This window comes from Kitasatospora sp. NPDC051702, assembly GCF_040681575.1.
Classification (GTDB): Bacteria; Actinomycetota; Actinomycetes; order Streptomycetales; family Streptomycetaceae; genus Kitasatospora.
Genome location: NZ_JBFAZB010000055.1, coordinates 36754 through 60298 on the forward strand (window position 1 = coordinate 36754; position 23545 = coordinate 60298).

Annotated in this window: 22 protein-coding genes; 17 read left to right on the forward strand and 5 right to left on the reverse strand. The window is 74.2% G+C overall.

What is annotated here, in order from left to right:
• Positions 1-2 precede the first annotated feature (2 nt).
• Positions 3-1457 carry an NAD(P)H-quinone dehydrogenase gene (locus tag AB0N04_RS33030; RefSeq protein WP_360216321.1) on the reverse strand — a complete coding sequence of 485 codons (1455 nt, stop codon included), beginning with the start codon at positions 1455-1457 and terminating at the stop codon, positions 3-5.
• 99 nt (positions 1458-1556) lie between these two features.
• Between AB0N04_RS33030 and AB0N04_RS33035 the strand changes: the two genes are divergently transcribed.
• Positions 1557-1994: a gamma-glutamylcyclotransferase gene (locus tag AB0N04_RS33035; RefSeq protein WP_360216324.1), complete on the forward strand. Its 438-nt coding sequence runs from the start codon at positions 1557-1559 to the stop codon at positions 1992-1994.
• 25 nt (positions 1995-2019) lie between these two features.
• Here the strand turns inward: AB0N04_RS33035 and AB0N04_RS33040 are convergent, their stop codons facing one another.
• Entirely contained in the window at positions 2020-2997 is a 978-nt protein-coding gene (locus AB0N04_RS33040) for a hypothetical protein (RefSeq protein ID WP_360216327.1), read from the reverse strand.
• A 231-nt stretch (positions 2998-3228) separates the two neighbouring features.
• On the opposite strand from AB0N04_RS33040, the gene AB0N04_RS33045 reads away from it, so the two are divergent.
• From AB0N04_RS33045 to AB0N04_RS33070, 6 genes are all read left to right on the forward strand, one after another.
• Entirely contained in the window at positions 3229-5460 is a 2232-nt protein-coding gene (locus AB0N04_RS33045) for a HAMP domain-containing protein (protein WP_360216330.1), read from the forward strand.
• A gap of 21 nt (positions 5461-5481) precedes the next feature.
• A complete protein-coding gene (pgsB, locus tag AB0N04_RS33050; protein WP_360216333.1) occupies positions 5482-6993 on the forward strand; it encodes a poly-gamma-glutamate synthase PgsB in 1512 nt (503 codons plus the stop codon).
• A complete protein-coding gene (locus AB0N04_RS33055; protein WP_360216336.1) occupies positions 6990-7472 on the forward strand; it encodes a poly-gamma-glutamate biosynthesis protein PgsC/CapC in 483 nt (160 codons plus the stop codon). The genes pgsB and AB0N04_RS33055 overlap by 4 nt, the downstream gene beginning before the upstream one ends.
• Before the next feature lie 95 nt (positions 7473-7567).
• Positions 7568-8656, forward strand: a complete 1089-nt coding sequence (locus tag AB0N04_RS33060) for an NlpC/P60 family protein (protein WP_360216339.1) — start codon at positions 7568-7570, stop codon at positions 8654-8656.
• Positions 8657-8804: 148 nt separating this feature from the next.
• Positions 8805-9626, forward strand: coding sequence for a purine-nucleoside phosphorylase (locus AB0N04_RS33065; RefSeq protein WP_360216342.1), 822 nt, complete (start codon positions 8805-8807; stop codon positions 9624-9626).
• Positions 9627-9780: 154 nt separating this feature from the next.
• Positions 9781-11505 (forward strand): phospho-sugar mutase, encoded by a 1725-nt coding sequence (locus AB0N04_RS33070; protein WP_360216345.1) that lies wholly within the window; start codon positions 9781-9783, stop codon positions 11503-11505.
• 142 nt (positions 11506-11647) lie between these two features.
• Here AB0N04_RS33070 and AB0N04_RS33075 read toward each other — a convergent pair whose 3' ends face one another.
• Positions 11648-12328 carry a PH domain-containing protein gene (locus AB0N04_RS33075; protein WP_360216348.1) on the reverse strand — a complete coding sequence of 227 codons (681 nt, stop codon included), beginning with the start codon at positions 12326-12328 and terminating at the stop codon, positions 11648-11650.
• Between the two features lie 106 nt (positions 12329-12434).
• On the opposite strand from AB0N04_RS33075, the gene deoC reads away from it, so the two are divergent.
• The 5 genes from deoC (at position 12435) to AB0N04_RS33100 (ending at position 17127) form a co-directional block, all read left to right on the forward strand.
• Positions 12435-13421, forward strand: a complete 987-nt coding sequence (gene deoC, locus AB0N04_RS33080; RefSeq protein ID WP_360216351.1) for a deoxyribose-phosphate aldolase — start codon at positions 12435-12437, stop codon at positions 13419-13421.
• 5 nt (positions 13422-13426) lie between these two features.
• On the forward strand, positions 13427-14908 hold the full coding sequence (locus AB0N04_RS33085) for an aldehyde dehydrogenase family protein (RefSeq protein WP_360216353.1): 1482 nt from the start codon (positions 13427-13429) through the stop codon (positions 14906-14908).
• Positions 14901-15803 carry an aldehyde dehydrogenase family protein gene (locus tag AB0N04_RS33090; protein ID WP_360216356.1) on the forward strand — a complete coding sequence of 301 codons (903 nt, stop codon included), beginning with the start codon at positions 14901-14903 and terminating at the stop codon, positions 15801-15803. The genes AB0N04_RS33085 and AB0N04_RS33090 overlap by 8 nt, the downstream gene beginning before the upstream one ends.
• Positions 15804-16024: 221 nt before the next feature.
• Positions 16025-16441 carry a hypothetical protein gene (locus tag AB0N04_RS33095; protein ID WP_360216359.1) on the forward strand — a complete coding sequence of 139 codons (417 nt, stop codon included), beginning with the start codon at positions 16025-16027 and terminating at the stop codon, positions 16439-16441.
• A gap of 77 nt (positions 16442-16518) precedes the next feature.
• Positions 16519-17127, forward strand: coding sequence for an ATP-binding protein (locus tag AB0N04_RS33100; RefSeq protein WP_360216363.1), 609 nt, complete (start codon positions 16519-16521; stop codon positions 17125-17127).
• Positions 17128-17356: 229 nt separating this feature from the next.
• Here the strand turns inward: AB0N04_RS33100 and AB0N04_RS33105 are convergent, their stop codons facing one another.
• Positions 17357-18121, reverse strand: a complete 765-nt coding sequence (locus tag AB0N04_RS33105; protein WP_360216387.1) for a SigE family RNA polymerase sigma factor — start codon at positions 18119-18121, stop codon at positions 17357-17359.
• 516 nt (positions 18122-18637) lie between these two features.
• On the opposite strand from AB0N04_RS33105, the gene AB0N04_RS33110 reads away from it, so the two are divergent.
• The 4 genes from AB0N04_RS33110 to AB0N04_RS33125 all read left to right on the forward strand — a co-directional run bounded on the left by AB0N04_RS33110 (position 18638) and on the right by AB0N04_RS33125 (position 22069).
• Positions 18638-19315 (forward strand): response regulator transcription factor, encoded by a 678-nt coding sequence (locus AB0N04_RS33110; RefSeq protein ID WP_063349065.1) that lies wholly within the window; start codon positions 18638-18640, stop codon positions 19313-19315.
• A 72-nt stretch (positions 19316-19387) separates the two neighbouring features.
• Positions 19388-20932, forward strand: coding sequence for a HAMP domain-containing sensor histidine kinase (locus AB0N04_RS33115; RefSeq protein ID WP_360216366.1), 1545 nt, complete (start codon positions 19388-19390; stop codon positions 20930-20932).
• Positions 20929-21276 (forward strand): hypothetical protein, encoded by a 348-nt coding sequence (locus tag AB0N04_RS33120; protein ID WP_360216369.1) that lies wholly within the window; start codon positions 20929-20931, stop codon positions 21274-21276. Before AB0N04_RS33115 ends, AB0N04_RS33120 begins: the two co-directional genes overlap by 4 nt.
• Positions 21277-21454: 178 nt before the next feature.
• Positions 21455-22069, forward strand: coding sequence for a VanZ family protein (locus AB0N04_RS33125; protein ID WP_360216372.1), 615 nt, complete (start codon positions 21455-21457; stop codon positions 22067-22069).
• Here AB0N04_RS33125 and AB0N04_RS33130 read toward each other — a convergent pair.
• Positions 22039-22722 (reverse strand): PhzF family phenazine biosynthesis protein, encoded by a 684-nt coding sequence (locus AB0N04_RS33130; protein WP_360216375.1) that lies wholly within the window; start codon positions 22720-22722, stop codon positions 22039-22041. The two genes, AB0N04_RS33125 and AB0N04_RS33130, sit on opposite strands and share 31 nt — an antisense overlap.
• A 142-nt stretch (positions 22723-22864) precedes the next feature.
• Between AB0N04_RS33130 and AB0N04_RS33135 the strand changes: the two genes are divergently transcribed.
• Positions 22865-23434, forward strand: coding sequence for a hypothetical protein (locus AB0N04_RS33135; RefSeq protein WP_360216378.1), 570 nt, complete (start codon positions 22865-22867; stop codon positions 23432-23434).
• The last annotated feature ends 111 nt before the right edge of the window (positions 23435-23545 follow it).

The following is a 23545-nucleotide window of genomic DNA, read 5'->3' on the forward strand; positions in this document are numbered from 1 at the left end:
GCTCAGGATTCGCCGCCGGCCCGCTTGCGGATGTGCAGCTGCCGGGCGGCCTCGGCGGTCGAGCCGGAGACGGACGGGTAGACCGTGAAGGCGCTGGCCACCTGTTCGACCGTCAGATTGGCGTCCACCGCGAGCGAGATCGGGTGGATCAGTTCGCTGGCGCGCGGGGCGACGACCACGCCGCCGACCACGATGCCGGTGCCCGGGCGGCAGAACAGCTTCACGAAGCCGTCCCGGATGCCTTGCATCTTGGCCCGCGGGTTGCCGCGCAGCGGCAGCTTGACCACGACCGCGTCCATCTTGCCGCACTGCACGTCCGCCGCGGTGTAGCCGACGGTGGCGATCTCCGGGTCGGTGAAGACGTTGGAGGCGACGGTCTTCAGGTTCAGCGGCTGCACCGCGTCGCCCAGCGCGTGGTACATCGCGATCCGGCCCTGCATGGCCGCCACCGAGGCGAGCATGAAGACGCCGGTGCAGTCGCCGGCCGCGTACACGCCCGGGGCGCTGGTGCGGGAGACCCGGTCGACCTGGATCTGGCCCCAGTCGTTGAGCTTGACCCCGGCCTCCTCCAGGCCCATCTCGGCCGTGTTGGGGATCGAGCCGACCGCCATCAGGCAGTGCGTGCCCTCGATCACCGTGCCGTCGGAGAGGGTCACCTCGACCTTGTCGCCGATCCGCTTGGCGCTCTCGGCGCGGGAGCGGCTCATCACGTTCATGCCGCGGCGGCGGAAGACGTCCTCCAGCACCTCGGCGGCGTCCGGGTCCTCGCCGGGCAGCACCCGGTCGCGCGAGGAGACCAGGGTGACCTTCGAGCCGAGCGCCTGGTAGGCGCCGGCGAACTCGGCACCGGTGACACCGGAGCCGACGACGATCAGCTCGCGCGGCAGCTCCTCCAGGTCGTACACCTGGGTCCAGGTCAGGATCCGCTCGCCGTCCGGCTGGGCGTCCGGCAGCTCGCGCGGGTGGGCGCCGGTGGCGATCAGCACCGCGTCGGCGCGCAGCGACTGCACGGTGCCGTCGGGAGCGTCCACCAGCACCTCGCGGGAGCCGTCCACGGCCTGCCCGCCGGAGCCGAGCCGGCCGCGGCCGCGCAGCACGGTGACGCCCGCGCGGGTGACCGACTGGGTGATGTCGTGGGACTGCGCGATCGCCAGGCGCTTCACACGGCGGTTGACCTTGCCCAGGTCCACGCCGATGACCCGCGCCGCCTGCTCGGCCGGCGGGGTGTCGTCCGCGACGATGATGCCCAGCTCCTCGAACGAGCTGTCGAAGGTGGTCATCACCTCCGCGGTCGCGATCAGGGTCTTCGACGGCACGCAGTCGGTGAGCACCGCCGATCCGCCAAGACCGTCGCGGTCGACGACGGTCACCTCCGCGCCGAGCTGAGCGGCCACCAGGGCCGCCTCGTAGCCGCCGGGTCCGCCACCGATGATCACGATCCGAGTCACGCTCACCATTGTCCCGCACGCCGGGAGCGCCGCCACGCCGGGGTCGGGGCTCCGGTGCGATCGTCCAGGAGCCCCGGAGCGTCCGCCGACCGGGCTACTCTTCCCCCCATGCCCCTTTACGCCGCGTATGCCACCAACCTCGATGCCCGGCAGATGACCCGCCGCGCCCCGCACTCCCCGCTGCGCGGCACCGGGTGGCTGGACGGCTGGCGGCTCACCTTCGGCGGTGAACACCTCGGCTGGGAGGGCTCGCTGGCCACCGTCGTCGAGGACGAGAAGGAGCGGGTCTTCGTCTCGCTGTACGACGTCTCGCCGATGGACGAGGAGGGCCTGGACCGCTGGGAGGGCGTCCAGCTCGGCATCTACCGCAAGACCAAGCTGCGCGCCCAGACCCTGGACGGCGACATCCAGGTCTGGACGTACGTGCTCAACGACTACGAGGGCGGCCTGCCCGCGGCCCGCTACCTCGGCCTGATCGCCGACGCCGCGGAGAGCGCCGGCGCCCCGCACGACTACGTCATGGACCTGCGCCGCCGCCCCTGCTAGGTCCACTCCTTCGGGCCCGCCACCGCTAGCCCGCCGCCCAGCCGCGCGCCGTCCGCGCCAGCACCCCGGCCACCTCCGCGCGGCGGGCCGGCTCGGTGCGCAGCGCGTTGCCCAGCTCGACGTGCAGCCACGGCACCGCCAGCCCGGCGGCGAACCGGCCCTCCACGTTGGTGGTGCCCCCGAGCTGCCCGCACTTCTCCCGCCAGGCCCGGCAGACCGCGAAGCCCGCCCGGTCAAGCCCGGCCGCCGTCGTGTCGGCGGCCGGCCCCGGCTGCCCGGCGCCGCTGGAGACCACCGCGTCCTGCCCGGGCAGGCTGCCCTCGTCGAAGCCGTGCACCTGGATGCCGGGCAGTCCGCGCCCGGTGAGCGCCTCCACCACCGCCGCGAAGACGGTGTCGGCCCGGTGGGCGACGTCCGAGGCGCCGTCCGGCCCGGCCCTGCGGTGCGCCCCGGCCAGCACCAGCACCCCGCCGGGCGCGGCCCGGAAGAGGTCCACCCCGAGCGCCTCGGTGCGCGCGTCCGACACCGGGTGCGGCACCTGCACCGACCAGCCGGCCCGGACCGAGAGGTCCAGGTAGACCCGGCCCCAGCCACGGCCGTCCGCCGCGGTGGCGTCGGCGATCTCGGCCACCCGCCGGCCGGTCGCCGCCTCGGTGAACTCGGTCAGCCGGTAGCCCACCCGCGCCAGAGCCCGGCCCGCCTGGTCGGGGTGGCCGTCCAGCGCGCCGAGCACGCCGTCGGCGATCGCCCGGCGCTGCCCGGCGTCCGGCACGGCGTACGGGCCGGACGGGCCGAAGCCCTCGGTGTACGCGTCCACCAGGGCCGCCAGGTCCACCGGGCCGGGCCCGGTCGGGCCGGTCGGGCCCGCGGGGGCGTCCCGCACCGCCGCGGGCGGGCCGGCCGTCCCGCGCGCGGCGAGGGTCAGCACGACCGCGAGCGCCGCGAGCACCAGCAGCACCGCCACCGGCAGCAGTGGTGTGCGTCGCGAACCCCGAGTCTCCATGGCCGTCGAACCTACCCTGCCGGCCACCGTGTCCATGATCCACACCGGGTGGACGAAAAGAGATCCCGAAGCGACATCCGACCGCAACCGAGACGTGACAACTTTTGCGATTCCTCTTCGTACGCTGATTCGGCTTGACCCATTCTTGATCAGCGCTTGACCGAGGAGGCCGGCGGAGCTTCCCGGGGGGGGGCGGGCCGCGCCGGGCCTTCGGAGGAGAACGAGGCCCCCGTGAGCACGGCACCCAACCCGCCGCGACAGCACCGCTATCGCCGCCGGGCCGACATGCCGCTGCTCGGAGGCATCCGGCCGCCCATCGTGCTGCTCCTGGTGCTGCTGCTCGCGGTCGCCGCGATCACCGCGCTCGCCGTCGGCGGACTGCGCGTCGACGACACCCCGCAGGCCGTCCGGGAGTCCCACCAGTACGCCGCCGAGGACACCGCGGCCTCGCTGCGCGCCGGACTCCACGAGAGCGCCACCGACCTGCGCCGCGCCGCGGCCCGGTACGACGCCGCGCCCGCCGAGCCCTCCGCCGTGCTGACCGCGCTCGGCCAGGCGTACCACAAGTGGCGCGGCACCGTCGTGGTCCGCCCCGACACCGGCCGGCTGCTCGCCGCCCGCGGCGAGACCGTTCCGCTGGCCGGCCTGGACCTCGGCAGGGTCACCGACACCGCGCCCGCCCCCGTGCTGGTGCCCTCGACGACCGGCACCCGGCTGCTCACCTTCGCGCTCGTCACCACCAAGGCCGACGGCCGGGCCCTGCTGGTCGCCTCCGACAACCTTCGGCTGCCCGGCATCGCGACCCGCAAGGAGCAGACCATCCAGGTCCTGGACGCCGCCGGCGCCGTCCTGGACACCACCGGCGCCGAGCTCGGCGCCGAGGCCGACCGCAAGCTCGTCTCCGGCGCCCGGGAGCGCGCCGCCCGCGAACGCCCCCTCCCCGGCGGGACGGCCTCCGGCAGCCTGGCCGGCAGCCCGGACGCCAAGGGCGTGCGCCGGGTGGCCGGCTACGCCGCCGTCGGCACCGCGGGCGGGCACGACCTCGCCACCCCGCTCGGCCTGACCGTGGTCTCCACCAGCACCGTCGACGGCAGGCCCGGCAGCCTGCGGCACCCCCTGCTCGGCCTGGCCGCCGCCGGCGCCCTGACCGCCCTGGCCCTGCTGCTCGCCTGGTACCTCGTCCGCAGCCTCCAGCGCCCGCTGCTGCGGCTGTTCCTGGAGTCCCGCCGGCTCACCCGCGGGGACCGCCTCGACCAGCCCGTCCACGGCCCCGCCCGCGGCGAGGCCGGCCGGATCACCCGCGCCCTGGAGGAGCTGCGCCTGCAGCTGCTCGACCCGGCCCGCCCGCCGGCCCCCGTCCGGCCCGACCGCCGCCGACCGGGCACCGCGCTGCCGCTGGCGCTGTGCGCCGTCCTGGTGCTCGGCTGGTCCGGCCCGCTGCTGCTGCTCGGCGGCAACGACCCGACCGTCCGGGTCCCCACCCAGGTGGTGGCCGGCCAGCGCGACCGCACCGACACCGCCGCCGACCGGGTCCGCCAGGCGCTCAACGAGGGCTACGCCGACCTGCGCTCGCTCGCCCCGGAACTCGCCGGTGCCTCCGTCGGCCAGGCCGACGCCCTGCTGCGCGCGACCCTGGCCGAGCACGACCGCTACCGCGCGCTGTACGTCCTCGGCGCGGGCGGCGAGCTCCTGGCCCACGTCGGCGAGCCGCCGCACCGCACCGGCCCGGAGGCGCTCGGCGCGAGCGGCGTGCTGCTGCTCAACAGCTCCGGGAAGGAGCCGCGGATCGCCGCCCGCGCCTCACTCGTTGCGGCGCCCGCGGACGCCGAGGCGGAGGGCGCCGCCGAGCCGGCGGGGCCGGTGCTGGTCGGCGAGTTCAAGACGGACTTCCTCAGCGCGCTGCTGGTCCGCCCCGGACTGGGCCGGGTCTGGCTGGTCGACGACCGGCAGCGGGTGCTGGCCGCCAACGCGGGCTACAGCTCCTTCGGCGACCTGCCCGAGGGCCGCGCCAAGGCCCTGCTGGCGGGCGCCGGGAAGTCGGCCGCCGCCGACGTGCTGCGCGGCGGCGGCGACCCGGCCCTGCTCGCCGCCGCCCCGCTCGGCGGCAACGGCAGCGTGGCCAAGCTCGGCTGGTCGGTGGTCACCGCCCACCCGGTGGCCTGGCTGCACCTGGACCAGAACCGGGCCGACCGGCGGGCCGTACTGGCCGGCATGCTCGGCCTGGCCGCGGCCGCGCTCTGCCTCGGCTGGCTGTTCATCGCCGTCGGCCTGCCGCTGCGCCGGCTGGCGGCGAGCGCCGAGGCGCTGGCCACCGGTGACCGCCGGACGGTGCTCTACCCCGTCCACCACGACGAGGTGGGCGCCGTCGCCCGGAGCCTGGAGCTGATCCGCCAGGAGCTGGCCCGCCCCCGCCGTACCGCCACCGCTCCCGCCCCCGCGCCCGCGTCCGCGTCCGCCCGCTGAGCCCCGCCCGAAGGACCTCCCGTGCTCTTCCTCTACGTCGTGCTGCTGGTCTGCTGCGCCGTGCTGCTGGTGGCCGGCATCGTCGAGCAGCGCCGGCACTTCGCCGCGCTGGAGCAGATCCCCGCCCGGGTGCTGGTCAACGGCATCCGCGGCAAGAGCTCGATCACCCGGCTCTGCGCGGGTGCGCTGCGCGGCGGCGGGCTGGTGACGGTCGCCAAGACCACCGGCACCGCCGCCCGGTTCATCCACCCGGACGCCACCGAGGAGCCGGTCTACCGCAAGTTCGGCATCGCGAACGTGGTGGAGCAGATCGGCATCGTCCGCCGCGCCGCCACCTACCGGCCGGACGCCCTGGTCATCGAGTGCATGGCCGTCATGCCGGCGCTCCAGGAGGTCAACCAGACCAAGCTGATCCGCTCCACCATCGGCGTGCTGTGCAACGTCCGCGAGGACCACCTCGCCGAGATGGGCCCGACCCTGGACGACGTCGCCCGCTCGTTGTCCCGCTCGATGCCGGTCGGCGGCGTCTGCGTCACCGCCGAGCAGGAGCGCGCGCACATCCTTCGCGAGGAGGCGGCCCGCCGGGACTGCCGGCTGATCGTGGTGGACCCGGAGTCGGTCACCGACGAGGAGCTGCGCGGCTTCAGCTGGTTCACCTTCAAGGAGAACGTCGCGATCGCCCTGGCCGTCGCCGAACTCCTCGGCGTGGAGCGGCGGACCGCGCTGCAGGGCATGTGGGCGGCCCCGCCGGACCCGGGCGTGCTCTCCGTCGAGCGCTACCGCACCGAGGACGGCAAGCGGCTGCGGTTCGCCAACGTCTTCGCCGCGAACGACCCCGAGTCGACGCTGATGAACGTCCGCCAGCTGGAGGACCTGGGCGCGATCCACCGCCCGCTGAACGTGGTGGTGAACTGCCGCCCGGACCGGGTCGAGCGCAACGGGCAGATGGGCCAGATCGTGCCCGACCTCGACCCGGACACGGTGTTCCTGATCGGCCACCCCACCAAGAGCGCCCGCGACGGCATCCCGGCCGGCTGGTCCGGCCGGGTGGTCGACCTCGGCGGCGACCGGCGCGACCCGGCGCAGCTCACCGCCGAGCTGCTGGCCGAACTCGGCCCGGACTCCTCGCTGGTGGCCGTCGGCAACATCCACGGCCAGGGCGAGCTGTTCCTGGAGGAGCTGGCCCGGCTCGCCCCCGACGAGGACCCGGACGCCCCGGACGCCCCCGAGTCCGCCTACCGGGAGCCCGAGCCGCTCTACCCCGAGCCGGACTACGGCGACCCGGGCTACCACCGGCCCTGGCCGTACGAGGCCGGCGCGTACGAGCCGGTCGCGTACGAGCCCCGGCCCTACGAGGCCCAGCCGTACGAGGCCCAGCCGTACGAGGCGGGCGCGTACCGGTCCGGGCCGCAGGCGTACCGCCCGCACCCGTACGAGCCCGGCCCCGCGGTGCCCGTCCACGTCCCCGAGCCGATCCCCGACTCCTGGTACGACCCCCTCCCCCGCACCACCGACCACGGAGACCAGCAGTGATCCCCACCGAGCTCACCCCCGAGATCGCCGCCATCGGCATCGCGCTCGGCCTGGTCTTCTCGCTCGTCTGCTACCTGACCACCAACCTGTCCCCCGGCGGCATGATCACCCCCGGCTGGCTGGCCCTCACGCTGGTCGAGGACCTCCAGCGGGTGGCCATCGTGATCGGCGTGACGGTGCTGACCTACCTCGCCACCCGGCTGGTCCAGAAGCTGGTGATCCTCTACGGCAAGCGGCTGTTCGCCGCCGTGGTGCTGATCGGCGTGCTGCTGCAGGCGACGGTGATGCTGGTGCTCCAGCGCGAGCTGCCGACCCTGTACGCCAACCAGACGCTCGGCTTCATCGTCCCCGGCCTGATCGCCTACCAGCTGGTCCGCCAGCCCCGGGCCGCCACCCTGATGGCCACCAGCACGGTGACCCTGGCCAACTACGTGGTGCTCACCGCCGGCGTCCTGCTCGGCGCCCTGCCCGGCACCTGATCCCGCACGCGCCGGACGCGCCGGAACCACCCGGAAGCCCGGCCCCCGGACCACCCGGACCCCAGGACCCCAGGAAGGAAGCGAGCGAGCTCCCGATGCCCGTCACCCGCAAGTCCCTGCTCAGCGGCGGCCTCGCCGTCACCCTGCTCGCCGCCAGCGGCTACCTCACCGTCCAGCTGCGCGACCGCGACCGGCAGCCGGCCGCGGGCGGCACCGCGCCGCTGATCACCACCACCGCCACCCCGGGCCCGGTCGGGGACACCGCCGCGGCGGCCGCCGGGTACCGCTACGAGCGCCTGACGGGGCCCGACCGGACCGTCGTCCGGGACGCCCGCGGCGGCGTGGTCGCCACCCTGACCGACAACGCCCGCACCGCCGTCCTGGCCGGCCCCAGCCGGACCTTCGCCGAACCGGGCACCACCGCGGCAACCGTGCTCTCCGACAACTGGGTGCGGCTGATGCCGCAGCCGTGGCGGCCGGGCGCGGAGCAGGAGGCCTGGTTCCGCACCTGGTTCCGGCAGTCGCTCGGCTCCACCGCGGACGACGTGCTGGCGGTGGCCGTCCAGTACCTGGCCGGCGCGGCGCCCGAGAAGGACGGCAAGGGCGTGCGGTTCAAGGGCGACGCCTCCTTCGGCCCGCTCAACCCCAACGGTTCGGTCGGCAACGACCTGCGCCTGGAACAGACCGACTTCCTCGACTACCTGGGTGTTCCGTACACGTTCGCGGACAAGGTCGCCAAGCAGCCCGACCGAGCCCGTTACGGCGCCTTCGACTGCTCCGGGTACGTCCGGATGGTCTACGGCTACCGGTCGGGTTATCCGCTGCTCTCCAAGGACGCGGCCGGCCCCGGCCTGCCCCGCACCGCCAACGGCCTGGCCCGGCTCGGCCCCGGCGTCCCGGTGCTGCCGCTGACCACCGCGCCGGGCTCCGACACCACCGTGCGGCCGGCCTCGATCGACCCGCTCCAGCCCGGTGACCTGGTCTTCTTCGAGATCGACGCCCGCACCGGCGCCCGGCTCGACCACACCGGCATCTACCTGGGCCTGGACACCGACGGCCACCCCCGGTACGTCTCCAGCCGGGAGGAGGCGGACGGCCCGACCTTCGGCGACAAGGGCGGCACGGCGCGGCTGGACGACAACGGCCTGTACGCGAAGGGACTGCGCAGCGCGAAACGGCTCTGACGAGCGGCCCGGCCCCCTGGAGGTACCGACGAGTGACATCACCCGAAAGGCCTCATCCAGCTGTGCTTTCGGGTCAACCGGGTAACGATCCGGCACGCCGCGCCCGATTTTCTACGCGCGTAGCCGATTCCCGTCTATCCTCGGACCCGTGAACGCAACCCCTCAGTCGGTCGTCTCCGCCGACCCCTACGCCGCCGCCCAGGCCGCCGCCGAGCGCCTCCGCGAGCTGACCGGTGCCGAGCGGCACGACGTCGCCCTGGTGATGGGCTCCGGCTGGGTGCCGGCCGCCGACGCCCTGGGCGAGACCGTGGCCGAGTTCCCGGTCACCGAGCTCCCGGGCTTCCCCGCCCCCGCCGTCGCCGGCCACGCCGGCAAGATCCGCTCGGTGAAGATCGGCGACAAGCGCGCCCTGATCTTCCTCGGCCGCAACCACTACTACGAGGGCCACGGCGTGGCCACCGTCGTCCACGGCGTGCGCACCGCCGCCGCGGCCGGCTGCGGCATCATCGTGCTGACCAACGGCTGCGGCGGCCTGCGCCAGGGCTGGGTGCCCGGCCAGCCGGTCCTGATCAGCGACCACATCAACCTGACGGCGGACTCCCCGATCGTCGGCGCCAACTTCGTCGACCTCACCGACCTCTACTCCAAGCGCCTGCGCGAGCTGTGCCACGAGGTCGACCCGACCCTCGACGAGGCCGTGTACGTGCAGTTCCGCGGCCCGCACTACGAGACCCCGGCCGAGGTCAACATGGCCCGGGTGATCGGCGGCGAGCTCGTCGGCATGTCCACCACCCTGGAGGCCATCGCCGCCCGCGAGGCCGGCTCCGAGGTGCTCGGCATCTCCCTGGTCACCAACCTGGCCGCCGGCATCACCGGCGAGCCGCTCAACCACGAAGAGGTGCTCGAGGCCGGCAAGGCCTCCGCCGAGCGCATGGGTGAGCTGCTGGCGAAGGTCCTCGAGCGGATCTGACGCCCACCGGGCGCACGACGCACGAGCGACGGGGCCCGTGGGCGGGCGTGATCCGCCGATCACACCCGCCCGCGGGCCCCGTCCGCATGCGCACCCCCTGATTGCGGAACCCTCCGGCAGACAACCGACGAACTCCCCGATGGAGAACGCAGCGATGACGCAGGCACCCACCACCGACCTCCTCGCCCGGGCCCGGACCTGGCTGGCCGAGGACCCCGACCCGCAGACCCGCGAGGAACTGACCGCCCTGCTGGCCCGGGCCGAGGGCCCGGACGCGGAGTCGGACAGCAAGACCGCCTGGGCCGAGCTCGCCGAGCGCTTCTCCGACCGGCTCCAGTTCGGCACCGCCGGCCTGCGCGGTGAACTCGGCGCCGGCCCCATGCGGATGAACCGCGCCGTGGTGATCCGGGCCGCCGCCGGCCTGGTCGCCCACGTCCGCAAGCAGGAGCTCGGCGACCTCGTCGTCATCGGCTACGACGCCCGCCACAAGTCCTACGACTTCGCCCGCGACACCGCCGCCGTCGTGGTCGGCGCCGGCCTGCGCGCCGCCCTGCTGCCCCACCCGCTGCCCACCCCGGTGCTCGCCTTCGCCATCCGCCACCTGGGCGCGGCCGCCGGCGTCACCGTCACCGCCAGCCACAACCCGCCGCAGGACAACGGCTACAAGGTCTACCTGGGCGACGGCTCCCAGATCGTCCCGCCGGCCGACGCCGGGATCGCCGCCGAGATCGACGCCATCGGCTCGCTCGCCGAGGTCCCGCTGGCCGAGGACGGCTGGGAGGTGCTCGGCGACGAGATCGTCGACGCCTACCTGGACCGGGCCGTCACCATCGTCGACCGGCACAGCCCGCGCGACCTCGACGTCGTCTACACCCCGATGCACGGCGTCGGCCGCGACACCCTGGTGGCCGCCTTCCGCCGGGCCGGCTTCCCGGCGCCCACCGTGGTCGCCGAGCAGGCCGAGCCCGACCCGGACTTCCCGACCGTGGCCTTCCCCAACCCGGAGGAGCCGGGGGCGATGGACCTCGCCTTCCGCACCGCCGCGTCGGTCGGCCCCGACATCGTGATCGCCAACGACCCGGACGCCGACCGCTGCGCGGTGGCCGTCCCGGTCAACGCCAACGCGGCCGGCAGCGGCAACGGCACCTCCGGCTGGCGGATGCTGCGCGGCGACGAGGTCGGCGCCCTGCTCGGCGCGGCCCTGGTCGCCAAGAAGGCCGAGGGCACCTTCGCCACCACCATCGTCTCGGCCACCCTGCTCGGCCGGATCGCCGAGGCCGCGGGCCTGGGCTACGCGGAGACCCTCACCGGCTTCAAGTGGATCTCCCGCGCCGAAGGCCTGCGCTACGGCTACGAGGAGGCCCTCGGCTACTGCGTCGACCCGCAGGGCGTCCGGGACAAGGACGGCATCACCGCCGCCCTGCTCGTCGCCGAGCTCGCCGCCACCCTCAAGCAGTCCGGCCGCACCCTGAGCGACCTGCTGGACGACCTGGCGCTGGAGCACGGCCTGCACGCCACCGACCAGCTGTCCGTCCGCGTCCAGGACCTCTCCCTGATCGCCGACGCCATGGGCCGCCTGCGCGAGCAGCCCCCGACCGTCCTGGCCGGGCTGGCCGTCACCCGCGCCGACGACCTCAGCGCGGGCTCCGCCGAGCTGCCGCCCACCGACGGCCTGCGCTACTACCTGGCCGGCGAGGGCGTCCGCTCCGCGCGCATCGTGGTCCGCCCCTCGGGCACCGAGCCCAAGCTCAAGTGCTACCTGGAGGTCGTCCTCCCGGTCGCCACCGCGGCCGACCTCGCCACCGCCCGCGCCCGCGCCGCCGAGCTCCTCGACGCGATCAAGCGCGACCTGGCCGAGGCCGCCGGCATCACCGCCTGACGCCCGGCCCCGCCCCGCACGAGTGCCTCCCGCCCCACCCGGGCCGGGAGGCACTCCCGCACCCGGCCCTCCCGGGACACCCGGCCCGGAACGCGCGAGGGGCCCGCCGAGCGGTCGGCGGGCCCCTCGTGGCGCGTCGTCGTCAGGCGGCGATCACCGCGATCAGCGCGACCAGGCCGACCACGGTGGGGGCGATGATCCACCAGCACCAGCGGACGCTGATCCCGCCGGCGGCCTCCGGGCGGGCGGCGTTGCGCTCGGCCATCTCCTGGAGGACGTTGGTGACCTGGTCGGACCAGGCCCGGGTCGGGTCCGGGGCGCCCTGCACGCCGGGGCCGGTGGTGGCCGGGCGGCCGAAGGCCAGGCCCATCCGGGAGACGTGCTCGGCGCCGCCGTTCTCCCGGGCCCGGTTGGCGCGCTTGCGCTGGCGCAGCGACACCGGCACCGCCCAGATCTGGAACTTCCGGCCCTCGGCCAGCAGCTCGACCGAGTACCCGGCGCGCAGTGCGTCGACCGAGGCCCACGGCGCGGTGATCGTCCGCCACGGGTTGCGCACGACCAGTCGCCGGTCGTTGGCGAGCACGGCCGGGCGCAGCGTGTAGGCGGCCACCGGGAACGCGAAGACCAGCGCCGCGGCGAGCGAGACGTACGGCGTCTTCCCGGTCCCGTTCAGCGCCGCGTCGCCGATCAGCCAGGCGGCCACGCCCAGCAGCAGCACGCCGGAGATCACACCGGGGACTGAGCGGTACACGCGGTCCGCGTACACGGTCTCCCCGTCGGGGGCGGCCGAGCCCTGGTGGGGCTTGCCGTCGGAATCGGTCATGCCGTCGATTCTGCCCCATGCCCCCCACGGTGAGGTCTCGGTCCGGCCACGAAAGGTGTGCCCCCTAGCGGTCGGCTACGCGCGTAGATATGCTGGTCTGGTGACTATGTCCACTGTTGCAGCCAATGCCCCCGGCGTTGCGGGCAGCGGCCTTCAGGACGTTGCGGCGTCCGAGGCCTCGCTCCGCCGCTTCCTGCACGGCCTGCCCGGCGTCGACCAGGTCGGCCTGGAGGCGCGTGCCGCCACCCTCGGTACCCGCTCGATCAAGACCACGGCGAAGGCGTACGCCATCGACCTCGCGATCTCGATGATCGACCTGACCACGCTGGAAGGCGCGGACACGGTCGGCAAGGTGCGCGCTCTGTGCGCCAAGGGCAGGACCCCCGACCCGACCGACCCGACCACCCCCCGCGTGGCCGCCATCTGCGTCTACCCGGACATGGTCGCCACCGCCAAGGACGCCCTCCGGGGCACCGACATCCAGGTCGCCTCGGTGGCCACCGCCTTCCCCGCCGGCCGCGCCGCCCTCCCGGTGAAGCTCGCCGACACCGCCGACGCGGTCGCCGCGGGCGCCGACGAGATCGACATGGTGATCGACCGCGGCGCCTTCCTCTCCGGCCGCTACCTCGACGTCTTCAACGAGATCGTCGCCGTCAAGGAGGCGTGCAAGCGCGCCGACGGCAGCTACGCCCACCTCAAGGTGATCTTCGAGACCGGCGAGCTGCAGACCTACGACAACGTGCGGCGCGTCTCCTGGCTGGCGATGCTGGCCGGCGCCGACTTCATCAAGACCTCCACCGGCAAGGTCGCCGTCAACGCGACCCCGCCGGTCACCCTGCTGATGCTGGAGGCGGTCCGCGACTTCCGCGCGCAGACCGGCGTCCAGGTCGGTGTGAAGCCCGCCGGTGGGATCAAGACCACCAAGGACGCCATGAAGTACCTGGTGATGGTCAACGAGACCCTCGGCGACGACTGGCTCTCCCCGCACTGGTTCCGCTTCGGCGCCTCCAGCCTGCTCAACGACCTGCTGATGCAGCGCCAGAAGCTCACCACCGGACGCTACTCCGGCCCCGACTACGTGACGGTGGACTGATCACCATGGCCAAGAAGAAGATCATCGAGGAGCCCGCGGCCAAGCCCGCCGGCGGCCTCTTCGCCTACGCCCCGGCGCCCGAGTCCCCCGCCGCCGCGGGTGACATCGCCACCTCGTACGGCCACTTCATCGGCGGCGAGTTCGTCGACTCCTCCGGCAGCGAGGCCCTGAAGACGGTCAACCCGGCGACGGAGCAGGTGCTCGCCGAGTTCGCCCAGGGCACCGACGAGGACGTCGACCGCGCCGTCGCCGCCGCCCGCGCGGCCTTCGCCGACTGGTCGGCGCTGCCGGGCAGCGAGCGCGCCAAGTACCTGTTCCGGATCGCCCGGATCATCCAGGAGCGCAGCCGCGAACTGGCCGTGCTCGAGTCGATCGACAACGGCAAGCCGATCCGCGAGACCCGCGACGTCGACCTGCCGCTGGTCGCCGCGCACTTCTTCTACTACGCGGGCTGGGCCGACAAGCTGGACTTCGCCGGCTTCGGCGCGGCCCCGAAGCCGCTCGGCGTGGCCGGCCAGGTCATCCCGTGGAACTTCCCGCTGCTGATGCTGGCGTGGAAGATCGCGCCCGCCCTGGCGACCGGCAACACCGTCGTCCTGAAGCCGGCCGAGACCACGCCGCTGACGGCCCTGCGCTTCGCCGAGATCTGCCGCCAGGCCGGTCTGCCCAAGGGCGTCGTCAACATCGTGACCGGCGACGGCCGCACCGGTGCCGCGCTCACCTCGCACCCGGACGTCAACAAGGTCGCGTTCACCGGCTCCACCCCGGTCGGCCGGGCGATCGCCAAGCAGCTGGCCGGCACCCGCAAGAAGCTGTCGCTGGAGCTGGGCGGCAAGGCCGCCAACATCGTCTTCGACGACGCGCCGCTCGACCAGGCGGTCGAGGGCATCGTCAACGGCATCTTCTTCAACCAGGGCCACGTCTGCTGCGCGGGCTCGCGCCTGCTGGTCCAGGAGTCGGTCCAGGACGAGCTGCTGGACGCCCTGAAGCGCCGGATGGCGACCCTGCGGGTCGGCGACCCGCTGGACAAGAACACCGACATCGGCGCCATCAACTCGGCCGAGCAGCTGGCCCGGATCACCGCGCTGACCGACGCCGGCGAGGCCGAGGGCGCCGAGCGCTGGTCGCCGGCCTGCGAGCTGCCGGGCACCGGCTTCTGGTTCAAGCCGACCCTGTTCACCGGCGTCAGCCAGGCCCACCGGATCGCCCAGGAGGAGATCTTCGGCCCGGTCCTGTCGGTGCTGACCTTCCGCACCCCCGAGGAGGCGGTCGCGAAGGCCAACAACACCCCGTACGGCCTCTCCGCCGGCATCTGGACGGAGAAGGGCTCGCGCATCCTCTGGATGGCGAACAAGCTCAAGGCCGGCGTGGTCTGGGCCAACACCTTCAACAAGTTCGACCCGACCTCGCCGTTCGGCGGCTACAAGGAGTCGGGCTACGGCCGCGAGGGTGGCCGCCACGGTCTGGAGGCCTACCTCGATGTCTGATGTCGCGACGCGTCTTGACGTCTTCAAGACCTACAAGCTGTACGTCGGCGGGAAGTTCCCGCGCTCCGAGAGCGGGCGGGTGTACGAGGTGACGGACTCGAAGGGCGAGTGGCTCGCCAACGCCCCGCTGGGCACCCGCAAGGACACCCGGGACGCCGTCCTGGCCGCCCGCGCGGCGGTCAAGGGCTGGGCCGGCACCACCGCGTACAACCGCGGCCAGGTGCTGTACCGGGTCGCCGAGATGCTGCAGGGCCGGCGCGAGCAGTTCGCCGCCGAGGTGGCGCTCGCCGAGGGCGTCGGCCCGAAGAAGGCCGCCGCCCTGGTGGACGCCGCGATCGACCGCTGGGTCTGGTACGCGGGCTGGACGGACAAGGTCGCCCAGATCGCGGGCGGCGCCAACCCCGTCGCCGGGCCGTTCTTCAACCTGTCGACCCCGGAGCCGACCGGCGTGGTCGGGATCGTCGCCCCGCAGGCCGGCTACGGGCACTCGCTGCTCGGCCTGGTGTCGGTGGTCGCCCCGGCGGTCGCCACCGGCAACACGGTCGTGGTCGCGGCCGCCGCGGACGCCCCGCTGCCGGCCCTGTCGCTGGGCGAGGTGCTCGCCACCTCGGACGTCCCGGGCGGCGTGGTCAACATCATCTCGGGCCGGACGGCGGACATCGCGCCCACCCTGGCCTCGCACCAGGACGTCAACGCGGTGGACCTCACCGGCGCGATCGCCGCCGACGGGCCCGGCGCGGCGAAGGCCCTGGAGGAGGCCGCCGCGGATACCCTGAAGCGGGTGGTCCGTCCGGAGCTGGACCCGTTCGCCCAGGACTGGACCAATGCGCCCGGTACGGACCGGCTACTCTCCTTCCTGGAGACGAAGACGGTCTGGCACCCGATGGGGATCTGACCCTCCCCGTCTCCACCGGGTGAACAACTCCACAAGCTGGCCGTCCCCCGTGCCCTCTCCCCCCCCAGGGCCCGGACGGTCATTGGACGGACCCGCGCCTCTCCCCCCCTGGCGCGGGTCCGTCGACTTTCGTCGCCGCGACGTCCGCCTTTCGGCGCTCCCCCGGGAGCCCGCCGCCGGGCGAGGATCGTGGCGGAGGAAGACGATCGAGGAGGGACGCCGTGGGAGAGTTCGTCGGCGAGCTGATGGCGCTGTTCGCGGACGGTTTCGTCCGCCGCCTGCACGTGGCCCGCACCCGGCGCCGGCTGGCCGCCGGCCGGACGGTACGGGTGCCCTGCTCGGCGCGGTCCGACCGCCCCGGCTGGCAGCCCGCCTACGTCAACGGCCGGCTGCGCATCACGCCCGGGGCCGCCACCGTGACCTTCGACACCCGCCCGGGCCGGATCGAGCTCCCCGCCGGCGGCACCTTCCACGACCCCGAGCCCGACGTGTGGCACGACCAGGACTGGGCCGCCACCGCCTACCGGCCGCCCGGCGACGGCACCCCGGTCTTCCTCCAGGTCGACAGCCGCTACCTGCCGGTGGTCCACGCCGCCCTCGCCGACCCGAACTCGCAGCAGCCGCAACAGAAGGTGTGACCCGACCGGTTTCGGCATCGGGCCCCGATGCGTCAGACTGGTGTCCCGTGAGTGACGCCCCGCTGAACCCTGTGCCGATGACCCGCGCCCGGGTCGTCCTGTTGTCCGGTCCCTCCGGTTCCGGGAAGTCCTCGCTCGCCGAGCGCAGCGGACTGCCGGTGCTCCAGCTTGACGACTTCTACAAGGACGGGGACGACCCCACCCTGCCGCTGCTGCCGGACGGCGCGGTCGACTGGGACTCCCCGCTCGCCTGGCACCGCGACCAGGCCGTCGCCGCGATCCGCAGCCTCCACGAGACCGGCCGGGTCGACGTCCCGGTGTACTCGATCCCGGACAACGGCCGGATCGGCACCCGCCCCCTGGACCTCGCCGGTGCCCCCGCGTTCATCGCCGAGGGCATCTTCGCCGCCGAGATCACCGCCGAGTGCGCCGCCGAGGGGCTCCTCGGGGACGCCCTGTGCCTGCGCAACGGCGCGCTCACCACGGCCTGGCGCCGGTTTCGCCGGGACGTCCGGGAGGGCCGCAAGTCGCTGCCGGTGCTGGTGCGCCGCGGCTGGCGGCTGATGCGCGCCGAGCGGTCCATCGTCGGACGGCAGGTCACCCTCGGCTCCTACCCGTGCGCGGGCCCGGAGGCCGAACGCCGGATCCGCGCGGCCGCGGGGCGGCGGGAGCTGTCCGCCGTCTGAACACCCGGGCGGGCCCGCCGCCCGGCGGCCCGGGCAGCGGAACGGGCCGGCGGCCCGGCAACGCGAACAGCAGAACGACGGGCCCGGTGCGTCTCCCCCGCACCGGGCCCGTCGCCTTCCCCGGACGGCCCGGGCCGCGTGGTCACCGCTCCCCCGAGCCGGCGTTCACGCACCTCGACCGTCCGCTACCCGTCCCCCGACGGGAGTCCCTCTCCTCGCGCGCCCCGCGTCAGGCGACCAGCTCGCCGAACGCCCGGACGGTGTCGCCCGACTTGTTCAGGTGCTCGTCCTCGCGCAGGCGGCGCAGCGCGCGCCAGATGCTGCTCTTGACCGTGCCGACGCTGATCGCCAGCACGTCGGCGATCTCCGGGTCGGTCTTGCCCTCGTAGTACCGCAGCACCAGCATGGTCCGCTGGTTCTCCGGCAGCTTCGCCAGCGCCTGCCAGAGCACGGTGCGCAGCTCGGTGCCGCCCATCGCGTCGGTGTCGCCGGCCGTCTCCGGCAGCTCCTCGGTCGGGTACTCGTTGACCTTGCGGCGCCGCCAGGCGGAGATGTGCAGGTTGGTCATGGTGCGGCGGAGGTAGCCCCCGACCGCGGCCTTGTCGGTGATCCGGCCCCAGGCCCGGTAGGTGCTGAAGAGCGCGCTCTGCAGCAGGTCCTCGGCCTCGTAGCGGTCACCGGTCAGGTGGTACGCCGTGGCGTACAGGGAGGCGCGGCGCTCGCGCACGTACGCGGTGAACTCCGTGATGTGGTCCTCCGCGACGGCCGGGTGCTCCCCCTGCGCGTCTCCCTGTCCCGCCTCGTCGGCGCGGGCCGGTGCGGGGTTCAGCCGCAGCAGCGTCGCACCGGCGGCCGCGCGTCCGGCCGACTCCCCCGAGCCGACCGTCCGCAGGCCGTTCCCTCCGGTACCCCGGTTCCCCCCGGTACCCCGGTTCCCCCCGGTACCCCCCAGGGCGTCCTTGCCCTCGACGCGGACGGGGAGGATCCCCCGCAGCGTGAGGGTGTTGGCGGAGTCGGCCGCGTTCCCCACCCGGCCGATCCCGTACAGCTCCCCCGTCCTGCCGCCGCCGCTCACCCGGCGGGCGACAGGGTTTCCACCGGTGCTGTGCGCGCACCCCCGTACGGTCACGGCACCGGAGTTCTCGTCGGTCCTGACCTCGTACCGGGTCCGGTGGGTGGACACTGACGAACGCGCGGTGCGGACAGCCGGGTTGGTCCGGGTCTGAAGCATGGCGTTCATGGTGCGCCCCCTGGGTCGGTACGAGCGGTTCCTGTTGCCGCCTTCCAGCCGGCCGGGTTGGCCCGCTGTCCTGCGGCGACATGGAAAATCCTGCCCGGCGGTTGTGATGGCGCTGTCCGCCGACTGTCACAGGGGTGTCACAGGGGCGGGCCTTTCGTCCCGGTCCGCCTCCCTCCGTACCGGACGCCGGTGGCGGTGGTTCCGGTTCCCGGGCGCCCGGGGGCCCGTCCGGGGGGTGATTCGACGCTTCCGGTGGGCCAAAATGGGGCCGTGCCTTTCCTCCTACTGATCGAGGACGACGACGCCATCCGGACCGGCCTCGAACTCGCCCTCACCCGCCAGGGCCACCGCGTGGCCACCGCCGCCTCCGGCGAGGACGGTCTGAGGCTCTTCAAGGAGCAGCGGCCCGACCTGATCGTGCTGGACGTGATGCTGCCCGGGATCGACGGCTTCGAGGTCTGCCGCCGGATCCGGCGCACCGACCAGCTGCCGATCATCCTGCTGACCGCACGCTCGGACGACATCGACGTGGTGGTCGGCCTGGAGTCCGGCGCGGACGACTACGTGGTCAAGCCGGTGCAGCCGCGGGTGCTGGACGCCCGGATCCGGGCGGTGCTGCGCCGCGGTGAGCGGGAGAGTTCCGACTCCTCCGCGTACGGCACCGTGGTGATCGACCGCGCGGCGATGACCGTCACCAAGGACGGCCAGGACCTCCAGCTCACCCCGACCGAACTGCGCCTGCTGCTGGAACTCAGCCGCCGGCCCGGCCAGGCGCTCTCCCGCCAGCAGCTGCTGCGGCTGGTCTGGGAGCACGACTACCTGGGCGACTCCCGGCTGGTGGACGCCTGCGTCCAGCGGCTCCGGGCGAAGGTCGAGGACGTGCCGTCCGCGCCGACGTTGATCCGCACCGTGCGCGGGGTGGGCTACCGGCTCGACCCGCCGGCCTGAGCGCCCGGTGCGGCCTCCCGCGCCCTCCCCCGCACCACCCCGGCATGAACTCCCGTACGACGACAGGCTCCCGTGACTGACCAACAGACGACGACCCGGCGCTTCGCCACCGGCCGGTGGCGCCGGCTGCGCTCCCTGCGGGTGCGGCTGATCGCGGTGTTCGCCGCGGTCGCGCTGCTCGCCGCCGTGTCGGCCTCCGGCATCGCCTACTGGCTGAACCGCGACGCGGTGCTCAAGCGCGCCCAGGACACCGCACTCAACGACTTCCGCGTCTCGCTCAGCCGCAACGTCTCCGAGCTGCCGCTGAACGCGAGCTGCCCGGACCTCGTCTCGCTCGCGACCAGCGTCGCCAGCTCCGGGCTGAGTTACGACGTCGTGGTGGTCGATCCGGCGCACCCGGAGTGCAGCGCCTCCTCCGACCCGGGGCGCTTCACGCTGGCCGACGTCCCGACCCCGCTGCAGTCCACCGTCGCCAAGCCCCGCGAGATCACCGACACCAACCCGTACCCGTACCACCTGTACTGGCAGCGGCAGAACCTGGACGGCCGGCCGTTCGTGATCGGCGGCACCAAGGTGGTGCCGACCGGCCCGACGGCGTACATGTTCAAGTCGTTGGAGAACGAGCGGGCCGACCTCAACACGCTGGGCTGGTCGCTGGCCATCGCCACCCTGCTGGCGCTGATCGGCTCGGCGCTGCTCGCCCAGGCCGCCTCGTCCACCGTGCTGCGGCCGGTCAAGCGGCTCGGGGACGCCGCCCGGCGGCTCGGCGAGGGCCACCTGGACACCCGGCTGGAGGTCGAGGGCTCCGACGAACTCGCCGACCTGGCGCGGACGTTCAACCGGGCCGCGGAGTCGCTGCACGAGCAGGTCGAGGAGCTGAGCGCGCGCGAGGCGCAGAGCCGGCGGTTCGTCGCCGACATGTCGCACGAGCTGCGCACCCCGCTCACCGCGATGACCGCCGTCACCGACATCCTGGAGGACGAGGCCGAGTCGCTGGACCCGATGATCGAGCCGGCCGTCCGGCTCGTGGTGAGCGAGACCCGCCGGCTGTCCGACCTGGTCGAGAACCTGATGGAGGTGACCCGCTTCGACGCGGGCACCGCCAGGCTGGTCGCCGACGAGGTGGACATCGCCGACCTCATCATGTCCTGCATCGACGGCCGGGCCTGGTACGACGCCGTCGAACTGGACGCCCCGCGCGGCATCCTGGCCGTGGTCGACCCGCGCCGGCTCGACGTGGTCTTCGCCAACCTGATCGGCAACGCCCTCAAGCACGGCGGCTCGCCGGTGCGGGTCAAGGTCCGCGAGAGCGGCGGCTCCGTCCGGGTCGAGGTCTCCGACAGCGGCCCGGGCATCCCGGAGGACGTGCTGCCGCACGTCTTCGACCGGTTCTACAAGGCGGACCGGGGACGGGCCCGCTCGGAGGGCAGTGGCCTGGGGCTGTCGATCGCGATGGCCAACGCGCAGATACACGGGGGGACGATCACCGCGGCGAACGGGGAGGTCGGGGCGGTGTTCACGCTGACGCTGCCGCTGGCTCCGCCGCCTCCGCCGTCCGCGGACGGCGCCGTCGACGGCGCCGTCGGCGACGCAGCCCAGAACAAGGACGCCTCGTGACCTCCCCCACCTCCCCGACCGGCAGCACCCCGACCGGCAGCACGCTGCGCCGCGCCTGCGGCGCCCTCCTCCTGCTCGCATTGGCCACCGGCTGCGGCATCCGGCCGACCGCCGTCCCGGTGGACGCGGGCGCCCCGGCCAGCCGGACGGCCTGCCCGACCGCGACCCCGCACGTACCCACCGCCCTGGCCACGCCGTCCCCCGCCTCGCCCACCCCGACCGCGGCGCGCGGCGCGGCCAAGTCCGGTGCCTCCCCGAGCCCGTCGCCGGTGGTGGTGACCCCGGGAAGCCCGCCGCCGGACAACGTGTTCAGCGCCGTCCCGACGGCTGCGCCCTGCCGTTAGGGCGGGTCCGGGGACCGCGCCGGGCGCGGTCCCGGCTCGGTTCCGGGAGCGGTCCGGGCTCGGTTCCGGGAGCGGTCCGGGCTCGGTTCCGGGAGCTGTTCCGGGCGCCGGGGGCGCGTCCTGGAATGTTCACGCCCGGGGTGGAACCACCGCGCCACCGGTCCACGTCCTTCCCCCCGTGCAGCGAGATGGCACCAGGACACGCGACCAGCGTTCCGGCGCGCGGACCGAGACCCGGCCGGCGGCGGCCGTCCACCGATCCCTCCGCTCGGCGGGTCTGGCGGGCCTGGCCTGCCACCTGGCGCTGGTGCTCTGGCTGGTGGTGCTGCGGCCGCTCCCGGTGGCCTGGGTGTACGACGCTAACCTGACGCCGCTGGCCTCGTTGCGCTCCTCCACCGCCTGGCAGGTGGCCGGCGAGTTCGTCCTGCTGGCCCCGCTCGGCGTGCTGCTGCCGCTGGCCGGCGGCCGGCTGCGGGCCCCCTGGCTGCCGTCCTTCCTGCGCACCACCGGCGTCTCCGCCCTGCTGGCGACCGGCCTGGAGTTCCTCTCCTCCTGGACGCCCGGGCACGTCCTCAACGTCGACCACATACTGTTCGCCGTGATCGGCGTGGCCGCCACCCACCTGGCGCTCGCCCCCGGTCTGCGGCGGCTGCTGCGCGAGCGGCGGCCGCGGGTGCGCGCACCCCAGGTGACCACCCTGGTCGGCCCGCCGGTGCCCGCCGTCACCGCCCCCGTCGCCCCGGTGCGGGCCCGGCCCCGCGCCTACGCCGAGCCGACCCCGCCGGCCCGCTGAGCCCCGCCCGCCGCCACCCGGCAGACCCGACCGCCGACCTCGACCAGGCCGTCCGGACGCGGGCCGGTCAGCAGCTGCGAACCCCGGCCCTGGGTGACGGTCAGCGCCCGCCCGAGGCGCGCGGTCAGCAGCAGGGCCGCGGCGCCGGTCGCCTCGTCCTCGTCGATCCCGTCGTCCCGCCCGGGGAAGGCCCTCGCACGGACGGTGCCGGCCGCCTCGTCCTGCCAGGCCCAGGCGTAGATCCACTCCCCCGGCGGCGGCACCTCCAGCGCCTCCACCTCGGCCGCCGAGCGGTACCGGCGCAGGGTCCGCGGCGGGGCCCACTCGGGGCGCGCCGCGATCCTGGTCAGCCCGCCGTCGTGCCGGGCCGCGACCTCCCCGGCCGGGGTGACCAGCCGGTCCGCGCCGAGCAGCCAGGCGGCGCCCACGCAGGGGTGGCCGGCGAACGGCAGGCGCAGGGTCGGGGTGTAGATGTCGACCTCCCCGCGCTCCGGGTCGTCGACGAACACCGTCTCGCTGAAGCCGAGCTGCCGCGCGAACGCCTGCCGCTCCGCCCGGCCCGGCAGCGCGGCGCCGTCCCGCACCACGCCGAGCTCGTTGCCGTACCCGCCGTCGGGACCGCAAAAGACCCGCAGCACCTCATACGCAGTCATTTCCCACCTCGTCAATTGCCGTTCCGGAGCAGCGCAACTACTCCGTGACGAAAACACGGCGACGGATGTCGGCCGCCTCCAGTACTGTGCGCTGTCGTCCCCAACGGCTCCGCCGTTTTCTCCGCTTCCCCGGGAATCCTTCTTGAACAACCTCGACTTCAGCGCCGAGCCGCTTTTCTCCTGGTACGTCGTCGCGCTGGCCTTCAGCGGCGTCGCCATGCTGGTCCTCGGAGCGCTCAACCTCGGCGGCGGCCTGAAAATCGGCTGGCGGATCCTCAACGTCCTCGTCGGTCTCGGATTCCTGGGGTACGCCTACTACCTCGCGTTCGTCTTCGAGGGCGGCCGGTACGAGATCTTCTTCAAGGCGTTCATCCTGCCGATCGCCCTGATCGTCCACTCGGTGAAGGCCATCGTCGAGCGCGGCAACGCCAAGGCCCAGCAGCCCGTCCCGCCGGGCGCGCCGTACGGCCCGCCGGCCGGCTTCGACCCGAACGCGCCCGCGCAGGCGCCGTACAACCCGAACGCCCCGCAGCCGGCGTACGCCCCGCAGCCCGGCCAGGGGGTCCCGCCGCAGGCCGCCGCGCCGTACGCCCCGCAGCCGGGCGCACCGGCTCCGCAGGCCGCGGCGTACGCCCCGTCGGCCCAGCCGGTGGCGGACAACCCGTACGCGCAGCCCGCGCCCCCGGCGCAGCCGCCGCACCCGGCCGGCTGATCCGCCGCCCGGACGCCGATACACCAGGCGGGGAGTTCACGGAGCTGCCGAACTCGCCCGCCGAGTTGTGCAACTACGCGAAGACTGACACCTGCACTCACAGCACGGCTC

Bases quoted from the DNA above. Each gene is read 5' to 3' on its own strand.
- AB0N04_RS33030 (WP_360216321.1), bottom strand. From the start codon at position 1,457: ATGGTGAGCGTGACTCGGATCGTGATCATCGGTGGCGGACCCGGCGGC.
- AB0N04_RS33035 (WP_360216324.1), top strand. From the start codon at position 1,557: ATGCCCCTTTACGCCGCGTATGCCACCAACCTCGATGCCCGGCAGATG.
- AB0N04_RS33040 (WP_360216327.1), bottom strand. From the start codon at position 2,997: ATGGAGACTCGGGGTTCGCGACGCACACCACTGCTGCCGGTGGCGGTG.
- AB0N04_RS33060 (WP_360216339.1), top strand. From the start codon at position 7,568: ATGCCCGTCACCCGCAAGTCCCTGCTCAGCGGCGGCCTCGCCGTCACC.
- AB0N04_RS33070 (WP_360216345.1), top strand. From the start codon at position 9,781: ATGACGCAGGCACCCACCACCGACCTCCTCGCCCGGGCCCGGACCTGG.
- AB0N04_RS33075 (WP_360216348.1), bottom strand. From the start codon at position 12,328: ATGACCGATTCCGACGGCAAGCCCCACCAGGGCTCGGCCGCCCCCGAC.
- deoC (WP_360216351.1), top strand. From the start codon at position 12,435: ATGTCCACTGTTGCAGCCAATGCCCCCGGCGTTGCGGGCAGCGGCCTT.
- AB0N04_RS33085 (WP_360216353.1), top strand. From the start codon at position 13,427: ATGGCCAAGAAGAAGATCATCGAGGAGCCCGCGGCCAAGCCCGCCGGC.
- AB0N04_RS33090 (WP_360216356.1), top strand. From the start codon at position 14,901: ATGTCTGATGTCGCGACGCGTCTTGACGTCTTCAAGACCTACAAGCTG.
- AB0N04_RS33100 (WP_360216363.1), top strand. From the start codon at position 16,519: ATGACCCGCGCCCGGGTCGTCCTGTTGTCCGGTCCCTCCGGTTCCGGG.
- AB0N04_RS33130 (WP_360216375.1), bottom strand. From the start codon at position 22,722: ATGACTGCGTATGAGGTGCTGCGGGTCTTTTGCGGTCCCGACGGCGGG.